General features: G+C 40.3%; 10 protein-coding genes. 3 read left to right on the top strand and 7 right to left on the bottom strand.

Features of this window, described 5'->3' with window-relative positions; genetic code table 11:
- Positions 1-268 precede the first annotated feature (268 nt).
- Genes B2400_RS01735 through B2400_RS01750 form a run of 4 tightly spaced genes read right to left on the bottom strand, consistent with a single transcriptional unit; the run spans position 269 to position 2948 of the window.
- A complete protein-coding gene (locus B2400_RS01735) occupies positions 269-1621 on the bottom strand; it encodes an alpha/beta hydrolase family protein (protein ID WP_293930401.1) in 1353 nt (450 codons plus the stop codon).
- On the bottom strand, positions 1618-2259 hold the full coding sequence (locus tag B2400_RS01740; protein ID WP_293930403.1) for a hypothetical protein: 642 nt from the start codon (positions 2257-2259) through the stop codon (positions 1618-1620). The genes B2400_RS01735 and B2400_RS01740 overlap by 4 nt, the downstream gene beginning before the upstream one ends.
- Positions 2198-2677, bottom strand: a complete 480-nt coding sequence (locus tag B2400_RS01745; protein ID WP_149524860.1) for a hypothetical protein — start codon at positions 2675-2677, stop codon at positions 2198-2200. Before B2400_RS01745 ends, B2400_RS01740 begins: the two co-directional genes overlap by 62 nt.
- A 10-nt stretch (positions 2678-2687) precedes the next feature.
- Positions 2688-2948, bottom strand: coding sequence for a DUF2089 family protein (locus tag B2400_RS01750; protein ID WP_149524859.1), 261 nt, complete (start codon positions 2946-2948; stop codon positions 2688-2690).
- A 327-nt stretch (positions 2949-3275) separates the two neighbouring features.
- Between B2400_RS01750 and B2400_RS01755 the strand changes: the two genes are divergently transcribed.
- Complete coding sequence (locus B2400_RS01755) at positions 3276-3830, top strand: lysophospholipid acyltransferase family protein (protein ID WP_349681669.1); 555 nt, start codon at positions 3276-3278, stop codon at positions 3828-3830.
- Here the strand turns inward: B2400_RS01755 and B2400_RS01760 are convergent, their stop codons facing one another.
- Positions 3831-4931 carry a glycosyltransferase family 2 protein gene (locus tag B2400_RS01760; protein WP_149524857.1) on the bottom strand — a complete coding sequence of 367 codons (1101 nt, stop codon included), beginning with the start codon at positions 4929-4931 and terminating at the stop codon, positions 3831-3833.
- 16 nt (positions 4932-4947) lie between these two features.
- The gene (locus B2400_RS01765) at positions 4948-5940 is read right to left on the bottom strand and encodes a hypothetical protein (RefSeq protein WP_293930410.1); all 993 of its coding nucleotides are present in this window, start codon (positions 5938-5940) and stop codon (positions 4948-4950) included.
- A gap of 172 nt (positions 5941-6112) precedes the next feature.
- Here B2400_RS01765 and ruvC point away from each other — a divergent pair, with 172 nt between their 5' ends.
- The gene (gene ruvC, locus B2400_RS01770; RefSeq protein ID WP_149524856.1) at positions 6113-6676 is read left to right on the top strand and encodes a crossover junction endodeoxyribonuclease RuvC; all 564 of its coding nucleotides are present in this window, start codon (positions 6113-6115) and stop codon (positions 6674-6676) included.
- Here the strand turns inward: ruvC and B2400_RS01775 are convergent.
- Complete coding sequence (locus B2400_RS01775; RefSeq protein ID WP_149524855.1) at positions 6673-7716, bottom strand: hypothetical protein; 1044 nt, start codon at positions 7714-7716, stop codon at positions 6673-6675. The genes ruvC and B2400_RS01775 overlap by 4 nt on opposite strands.
- 389 nt (positions 7717-8105) lie before the next feature.
- On the opposite strand from B2400_RS01775, the gene B2400_RS01780 reads away from it, so the two are divergent.
- Complete coding sequence (locus B2400_RS01780; RefSeq protein WP_293930413.1) at positions 8106-8576, top strand: Lrp/AsnC ligand binding domain-containing protein; 471 nt, start codon at positions 8106-8108, stop codon at positions 8574-8576.
- Positions 8577-8668 lie beyond the last annotated feature (92 nt).

Here is an 8668-nt window from a genome sequence, read left to right on the forward strand (position 1 = left end):
CGTCTCTACGCGGTTCGTCATATTTACCTTCTATAAAGTTCAAAATTATATAGAAGCCAATTGGACGCCAATGCGTAGAGACGTTTCACTAAACGCCTCCTATAAAAAATACCATTCACGCCTTTCCTGCCTTTCCACCCGATCCTGATAATCCTTAAATCCTTCCTTTCCTGGTTCAAAGACAGAGCATCCTTCCTTTCCTAGTTCAAACAACCCACAAAAAAAGGCGCCTAATCGGCGCCCTACTCTAATATCTAATGTCTTATATCTAATCTCTACTTAAAATCCAATCTGCCATATCCTTCAATACCTCTGGGCTAAATGTCTCTTCGATATCTCCATATTCGAGGTGGGAACCGGATTTTGAAGTTTGAAACAGATGGTTTAATCCGGGGTACACCTTGACAATGGATTTTAGATTACGTGGGAGGTTGTCTGTAAGGCTTTCCATATTGGGTGCTGCGATTACCTGTACGTCGGTACCGCCGAAGGCGGCAAATACAGGGATATTTATTTTTTTAATGAAATGAATTGGGTCGATCTTCATAAAATGTCTATACCAAGGAGTGACCAACACGCCGATTTCATCACCAAACTGCACATTCTGACTGCCCGGCACCGCTCGCATATTCGCCATTAGCGCTTCGAACGCTTCTTCTGCTGACAGCTTGCTTTTTACGATTTCGTAGTTCTTTTTAATCAGCGCGCGATCTTGTGCACTCATCGTTTTCCCCTGAACTTTCATAACAGCTTCGCTTTGCAAAACCATTAAAGAGTCGATCGCTATAGCCGGACCCGCCAAGTCTACAATAAACTTAAGCGAAGGAACACGCTGCCCTGCTAAGATCGTGGCGATCAATCCGCCCTCACTGTGGCCAATAACACCCACTTTCTTGGGATCAACGTCAGCCTGTTTGCTCAGATAATTTAATGCGGATAAAGCATCCTTTCCAAAATCGCTGGTTGTTGCTTGGGTATAAATTCCTGTAGACTGTCCAACACCGCGATCGTCATAACGTAGAACGACGATTCCTCGCTTCGTCAAATAATCGGCTATCAACTTAAACGACTGATGCCCGTAAATGGACGAATTACGATCTTGAGGACCACTGCCCGTCACTAATACTACGCCTGGGTGTTTGCCTCCGGATTTTGGACGCGTAATTGTCCCGGCCAAAACGACATTATCTTCCCTATTCGGGATTTTTACATCAACTGTATCATAACTATAGGGAGGATTTACCGCCTGTGGGCGTTTATAGCTTTTCCAGGGACCTTTCTTAAAGTCTAAGGGCGCTCGCATGGATCCCTGCTGAACCTGCCCTGTAATCGCTTGTTTATCGCTAGATAACTTCCCGGAATACTTGATTCCGAAAGAACGTACTTCGACATGTATGGAATCCCCATCGGCCTCGATCGCGGAGAATGGCAATTTTGCCATGCTTTGGGAGGGGCTCTGCATCGTCCCCTTCCATTGTCCGTCGTAAGTAAACTCAAAGACTGTTGGGAGCTTAACGGTAGGAAGTACTAGGGTGCCTGTCCAGGAACCTTCAAAAGACTGTCCACAGGCAAACAAAGAAAAACTTAAACTGAAGATGAAAAGAAAGTACTTTTTTATCATATCAAATACGGATTAAAAAAATGTAAAAAGGTATCCAGTATCATCGTCAACAAAATAATGAGGATAACATGATAAGCCTTTTTGCTATTCATGGCAATTTTCATACCCAGAACTAAAAGGTGGAAGAAGTAATAGAGCATGCCGACTGCGAATAAGGAAACAATACTGATGACTATTAAATTCGTCTGTGGAACGGTCTTCAACATCATATCGCCTTCCAAGATAGCTTTCTCCAAAGGCATCATCATTTCCTGCAGGAAGGGATTGAATAACAAGAGCATCACCATAACTTGCGCAAAATTTGCCACCAATACAACTTTCAGCACGTCAATAAATCGAGTTTTCTGATAACTCAGTTTAGCTACTCCGAACATCAATAAACTCAAGAGTCCAACATTGATACCGAGATTAATGATTACTTTCCAGAGGGGCTTTTCGGCCGTATTATGCAATTGTATGATGCCGTCTGCTATGATGTTCCATTGCCAACACAGAAGGATCATGGTCAGCATTACAAGAATTCCAAAGATCGATAGTGTCCGAACTGTATGGTTTTCGAAAGGGTTCAACAACATTTTAAACATCAGATTTTCTCCTTTCTTGAGATAAATAATAGTCGAGGATTCGTTGTACTGCATCAGTGTCCTGTGTGCCTATTAGCACTTTCTTACCCGTCTTCATCTTCAGTTGGAGCCCCTTATTGCCACTGGTAGTAATTGCTAAGCCATCACTACCGAAACGATAGCCCCATCCGCCATAGTCCATAAGGGAGTATTTTCGTAGATAGGCCTCTTCCATATCCTCCCATTTATAAACTCGGTTGAACACAAAAGGAATAAAATGAATATGGATCCCTTCCGCATCATAGGTTGTTTTCAATCGTACGGCGAACAAAGCGATAAATATCAGCAGCATGATCCAAAATCCGACGTTCTCGGCAAGCATACTTATGGTCCCACCCGCTAAAAACCGATAAGAAAGCAAACCAAGTAGCAAAATAGCAATCGCTATTGTCCATTTAGAAACAAAGCTCTGCGACTCTTCGAAGTAATTCATAAAATTTAGGTTAAAATGTCTTAATTTTTTCAATCAGCTCATCCAGCTTATTGCGTACAGTGGGATAGCTCTTTCCCATTTTATTGGCCATTTCTTTTAAACTTCCGGAGTACAACAGAAACTGAACAACAAATTCCTGCTCTTCCGGTTCTAGACGCATGAGCGTGGGAAAATTAAACTTCCCTGCCACCTCCGTCTCGCAGGAGCCACAAAATAGCTTAACGACACTCATTTCGGAATCGCAGGCAGGACAATGTATTGGAAACTTCATAATATCTATTAGATTATTAATAAAGTTAAACAATATATTAACATTATTAAAACATCAACAAACAAAACTGCATCAACAATCGTTACAATCTCCTATAAATTCGAATTCGTATATTTGCACAATTTAGTTCGAGTAATGAGAAAAATATTGGGATTTATCCTAACACCTATCTTTTATTTTTGTTTTGGTTTATCGCTTATCATATTCCATCCTATTCAATGGTTATGTTTAAAGCTGGGCGGTTATAATGCACATAAAAATAGCGTAGATATTTTAAACGGTTTATTGGTAGCTTGCAATTATACCCTATTCAATAGAACCCATTTTATGGATAACAAAAATATCCCAACGGGGCGACCTATTGTCTTTGTAGCAAATCATCAAAGTACCTATGATATTCCACCATTAATCTTCTTCCTACGTAGATTCCATGGTAAATTCATCTCCAAATTGGAATTGATGACCGCTAATATTCCAAGTATTTCCTTCAATCTAAAACATGGTGGGGCAGCAAATATCGACCGCAAGGACCCTAAACAATCCATCGCTGAGATTTTGACCCTCGCAAATAATATAAAAAAAAATAACTGGTCGGCATTTATTTTCCCGGAGGGAACACGTACTAAAACAGGAAAGATGAAGAACTTTTCTGTGGGTGGGATAGCGACATTACTGAAGAAAAATCCAGATGCATTAGTGGTGCCGATTGCGATCAATGGCTCATACAAAATGGTGCAATGGGGAGCTTTCCCACTTCGTCCATTTACATCGATGTCCTGGGAAGTTTTAGATCCTATTGATACAACAGGGTTAAATGTTGAGGAAATCGTAAAGAAAGCAGAAGATTTAATCCGCGCAAAAGTTATTGAGGAAAAACACTAGTTATTTTACCGAACGCCCCTTCCAATCGTATTTACCTACATTTCCTAAAATACCGATGTAAACGAGGTACACGGAATGCAATAAACTGATAAGCGGTAGATTGAGCAGTAAGGATTTACGGTTTGCAAATGAAACAACCGGATATAAGAAAGCGAACTCCACGACGATCTTCATCAGGATCGACAATAATATCAAACGTTCTGCATCCGCATCTGCCCAACAAAAACAAAGGATATTGACCAATAAGGCCAAATTGAAGAGCCAAATAGAAACACCAAGAGCCACAACACGCTTATCCTTATACTTCGTACTCTTTGATGCCCAACGCCTACGTTGGCTTAAAAATGCAGAGAGGTTCTCCTTCGCATCCGTATAAACTATAGCTTCTCTTGCTTTGCAAAAGCCTATACGCGAAGCATACTTTTCCGCAATTTTATGCAAGAGCAGTTCATCATCGCCCGATGCCAATTCATCGATGCCTTTAAATCCGCCCATCTCGTAAAAAACTTCTTTTCGGTAGGCCAAATTTGCTCCATTACAAGTAGTAGGATTGCCATTGCCGATACCCGCAGCGCCCAAACCGATCAGGTATAAGAATTCCAAAGTCTGTAGGTTCTCAAAATAGGATTTCTCCTCATGATAACTTACGGGGCTGGAAACCATATACAAATCGTTGGCTTCCATAAAATGGATGATGGTTTTTAGCCAGTTCGGCCCCATACGACAGTCAGCATCCGTTGTTACGATAATTTCGCCGTTTGAGGAGTCGATCGCTTTATTTATCGCATATTTCTTATAGGAGTTTAACTTATCCCCCGCTTCCAAACTAATCAAACGGACACCGCGTTCTGCGTAGGACAAAATAATCTCACTGGTTCTATCGGTAGAATGGTCGTCTACGACGATGACTTCTAGAAGTTCTTTTGGAAAATCTTGTGCCATAAGGCAATCCAAGGTTCGGCCAATGTTATCCTCTTCATTTCTAGCAGCGATGATGACGCTCACCTTACTCTTAGGCAATATTGCGCTCGGTTTGATGATAGCAAGACGCATCCATCCAGCGCGCATATACAGCACGAGCACCACGTAGACCACGCACATGATGAAAAGAAATAAACTAAGACTTGTTATCACTGATATAATTCACGTTAAACACAAAAAATGCTCCAATGATAGCTGGAAATATCAAATTCACAAACCAAACACAGGAAACAATAGCCATCACTGCTAATTCTTGCGTAGTGATATAAGCAAACAAATTGCTCGCCACAAAACTCCGTACGCTGAAATCAAATATATCTAGTGAAGGAACGGCCGATTGGATAAAGAATAATATAAAAATCATCGGCAACATGGAGGCGATGGAAAGCTCGGGCAAGAACACAAGCATCAAAATTATATACTGCGATGTGAAAATCACAAATCGGCATGTGGACAGCCAAAGAACGTAGGCTAGTTCGCGTACCGAATATTCCTCCAATACCGCGAAGAATGGCTTAACCTTATGTAGAAACTTGACCTTACCGACCAAGTAATCCACCCAAGACACATTGAAATAAAGAATAAGAAAGGCTAATGCATAAATGATAGCCAGCAACCATACGCCAAAATCTACAGAAGTGGGTGTTTCGATAAAGGTCGTAACAAACCAGGCAATACTGATTGCCCCAAATACCGATGTCAGGACCAATTGAGCAAATAGCCCAACGCCCATAGCTACAGCGCCGGAAGCACGATTCTCAGGCTTGAGCAGCATAATTCGTCCGCCATATTCACCAATCCTATTCGGTGTAAAAATTGCCCAGGTAAGACCACAAAAGACCGATCGTATGGCCTTCCACATCCCCAAGTATTCCAATCGACGACTCAAGAATCGCCATTTAACGACCTCTAAGAGCCAGTTGAGCAGCATCAGCAAGAATACCAGTCCTAATACCACACGAATAGTAATGGGATCTATCGTTTCGATGAGGTTTTTAAATTCCGCTAAATTCTTTTGATTATTGACCTTCGAAACCACGAACCACATTGCTAGTGCAACAATGATAAACTTGATCAAAAGGTTGAGATATTTTCGCTGTGTCTTTGTCAATTTCTGATTTGAAAGCACAATTTTAACAATTTTTTAATAAATAAAAGGTTTTTGAGCACGCTACTTTCCGGAAAGTCAACAAATGGGCTACACATTGTTCAATTATTAAGAATAAGAGATTTAATGGAACCATACAAAGGAGTGACATCCGCGCACGAGCCGTTTGCAAGGATTTTTGTAATATTGTAGCATGCAAAAGGAAAAGGCGAAGGAGCGCATCATTTTAGGGATTGACCCGGGTACAGTGGTGCTTGGTTATGGAATCGTTAAAGAGGTAAATAAGAAAATAACCTTGATCACGATGGGGGTCATCAAAATGGGCCATCTGGACGACCACGCCTTGAAGTTGCAGCGCATATTTAAGAAAACCTCTGCCCTAATTGAAGAATACAAACCTGATTGTGTTGCTTTAGAAGCACCATTCTATGGCAAGAATATACAGGTCATGTTGAAATTAGGTCGAGCGCAGGGCGTCGCGATGGCTGCAGCACTGAATGCAGATATTCCGATTTTTGAATATGCCCCCCGCAAGATAAAACAGTCTGTCACCGGCAATGGTAATGCGAGCAAAGAACAGGTCGCTGCAATGATACAGACGCTCCTGAGCTTCAAAGAAACACCTGAGTTCCTAGATGCTACCGATGGATTGGCTGTAGCGGTATGCCATGCTTTTCAGCAAAACACGGGCACAAGCAGCAAATCTTATTCTGGTTGGGAGGCCTTCGTAAAAGATAATGTAAAACGTGTTCGTTAGAGCTGTACAGAGCGTATCACGTTCTTGACGTTCCGTTCGATAATATCAGTCATGGATTGACATTGTAAATATTTCGGATCGTCATAGTATTGTGCATGAGCCTCTCTCAACTTGATGATATTCTCCTCTGTAGAAAGCTGCTGCGTTTTTGATGCATCCCGAAGATCTTTAATTCTATGCCGTTCGCTCCGGACGCGATGTACAATGGAAGAACGCTCTTCCTGCTGATATTGCAAGACCGTTTTCTCATTTAAATGATCCATCGATAGTTTCACATAAGGATAGTTTTCTTTGAAGAACTGCGGCATATAAACCTTGATATTTCCCTCATAGAACTGCTGATCGAAATCGATGGCACGAATTCGAAATTGGAAATCGTCAAAATCCGGAGTAATCTGCATCACGAAGTTATAAGCGCGCATATCTCCCAGAAGTGAAATAACACAGCGTTCATTGAACTTTACAAACTCTTTTGCAATCCGGGTCTGATTGTAATCCGGAGTGTACATGCGCGACTTGGCGAAAACATCTCCCGGAATACCAACAATATGCTCCTCCACCAAAGTAGATCGGTCATAAAGATAATTCACCTGATTTGGCGATAGAATTTCCTCCAATTCCAAACCGTATATGCGGGAAGCATCGGCTTGCTTGATATAGAAATAATCATAAACATCATTCAGGCGATTGACGATCTTGATCCGAAAGGGTCGCGTATTACCAAAGGCGCAGAATTCTATTCGTTCGATTACCTTATGCTGCACGATTCGTGTATTACCCGACGCTTTAAGTTCTGCATAGACGATTTTAAGTTGTTCATAGAGATGGTCTTGTACATGCTGTGGGTATAAAGGTATTTCCCAATAGGTATCTACCCCATTCTTATCGATGACAGGCACAGTTTCGTCGAAGTTCAGCAAATCTGCGTATGCAATGGGTAGTCTACTATCCCTTTGATACATTTTAAGGTACTTAAGAAGGCCTGCGCCCACTGGAAACACAGGTTTCTTTCTTGAAATTTTAACGTCTTCGATTTCCATCTGCTATTGATATCAGGTAATCACTAATGTACTAATTTATAAAAGATAAATCTTTCAGAATTGAAATATAAATATGACAAAAAAAATGATATAATTTTATCATTTGAATATTAAAATACGCTGAAAAGTTATTATTTTTGAAAAATATTCAAATCGTTGGGTTTCGATGGTTTGGCAAAAATGGAAGAAGCTCCTCGGGCGAGGAGCTTCGACGCTAACCAATTATAAACCTATGTTATTTTGAGGGGCTACTTTATACAAAATCAGCAAGTTTTTTCTGCTTTTGTTACAACAAATTTACATTTTCATTCAAAAAAATAGAAATTTTTCTGAATTTTTTAGATAATTTTAAAAAGTAAACAAATTATACACGTAATAATACCATTTTTATGGAAAAAAACTATTCAAATTACGATTTAGACAACCTAGATGTTCAAATTTTATCCATCTTGATGAAAGATGCATCAATTCCATATACAGAAATTGCGAAAAAATTGATAGTTTCTGGTGGAACTATCCATGTTCGCATGAAAAAAATGGAGGAATTGGGAATAATCAACGGTTCTAACCTGATAATTAACCCTCAAAAAGTTGGTTTTGACATCACAGCCTTCTTAGGAATCTATTTAGAGAAGGGTTCTCAGTATTCTGATGCCGTTGAACAGTTAAAACAGGTGAAAGAAGTTGTAGAATTGCATTATTGTACTGGTCAATATTCTGCTTTTGCAAAAATTATCTGTCGTGACACCTCACATTTACGTAAGGTTTTGAACGAAGACATACAAGGCTTGAAAGGAATTCAACGTACCGAGACGATTATTTCGCTTGAAGAGAGCATTAAACGTCAAATTACGTTGTAAAAACGATCGAATTCCTTTAAAACATCGAGTGGAGAAGAGAATTTTTGATATTCTAAATAATATTATATAAAGAGAGCGGGCATGCCCGCTCT

Origin of the sequence: Sphingobacterium sp. UBA6645, from assembly GCF_002455685.1 — a bacterium.
GTDB lineage: Bacteria > Bacteroidota > Bacteroidia > Sphingobacteriales > Sphingobacteriaceae > Sphingobacterium > Sphingobacterium hotanense.

Bases quoted from the DNA above. Each gene is read 5' to 3' on its own strand.
- B2400_RS01775 (WP_149524855.1), bottom strand. From the start codon at position 7,716: ATGGAAATCGAAGACGTTAAAATTTCAAGAAAGAAACCTGTGTTTCCA.
- B2400_RS01735 (WP_293930401.1), bottom strand. From the start codon at position 1,621: ATGATAAAAAAGTACTTTCTTTTCATCTTCAGTTTAAGTTTTTCTTTG.
- B2400_RS01740 (WP_293930403.1), bottom strand. From the start codon at position 2,259: ATGCAGTACAACGAATCCTCGACTATTATTTATCTCAAGAAAGGAGAA.
- B2400_RS01760 (WP_149524857.1), bottom strand. From the start codon at position 4,931: ATGTGCGTGGTCTACGTGGTGCTCGTGCTGTATATGCGCGCTGGATGG.
- ruvC (WP_149524856.1), top strand. From the start codon at position 6,113: ATGCAAAAGGAAAAGGCGAAGGAGCGCATCATTTTAGGGATTGACCCG.
- B2400_RS01750 (WP_149524859.1), bottom strand. From the start codon at position 2,948: ATGAAGTTTCCAATACATTGTCCTGCCTGCGATTCCGAAATGAGTGTC.
- B2400_RS01745 (WP_149524860.1), bottom strand. From the start codon at position 2,677: ATGAATTACTTCGAAGAGTCGCAGAGCTTTGTTTCTAAATGGACAATA.
- B2400_RS01755 (WP_349681669.1), top strand. From the start codon at position 3,276: ATGGATAACAAAAATATCCCAACGGGGCGACCTATTGTCTTTGTAGCA.
- B2400_RS01780 (WP_293930413.1), top strand. From the start codon at position 8,106: ATGGAAAAAAACTATTCAAATTACGATTTAGACAACCTAGATGTTCAA.